Source organism: Bradyrhizobium sp. NBAIM03 (assembly GCF_020194055.1).
Lineage (GTDB): Bacteria > Pseudomonadota > Alphaproteobacteria > Rhizobiales > Xanthobacteraceae > Bradyrhizobium > Bradyrhizobium yuanmingense.
This window is the reverse complement of sequence record NZ_JADYVS010000248.1, coordinates 1-399: the sequence shown is the minus strand read 5'-3', so window position 1 is coordinate 399 and position 399 is coordinate 1. Positions and strand designations below refer to the sequence as shown.

At 63.9% G+C, this 399-nt stretch carries 1 protein-coding gene; it reads left to right on the top strand.

The features are described 5' to 3' along the window. Window positions 1-399, top strand: a 399-nt coding sequence (locus I6F21_RS38355; RefSeq protein ID WP_225184468.1) for a ribonuclease E/G, incomplete at both ends; no start/stop codon positions are given.

The following is a 399-nucleotide window of genomic DNA, read 5'->3' as shown; positions in this document are numbered from 1 at the left end:
CAACCACCCTGCCCGCCCCCTCGATCCTGTACCAGGACCTGAACCTCGCCCAGCGCGTGCTGCGCGATTTCGTGACGGACGAAACGCGCAGCATCCAGGTCGATTCGCGCGAGAACCATCAGAAGCTCGTCGAGTTTGCGCAGGAGTACACGCCGGCCGTGGTCGAGCGCCTGACGCATTACACCGGCGAACGGCCAATCTTCGACCTGTACAACATCGAGGCGGAAGTCGAGCGCGCGCTGTCGCGCCGGGTCGACCTGAAATCGGGCGGCTACCTGATGATCGACCAGACCGAGGCGATGACGACCATCGACGTCAACACCGGCGGCTACGTGGGCGCGCGCAACTTCGACGACACGATCTTCAAGACCAACCTGGAAGCCGCGCACACCATTGCGC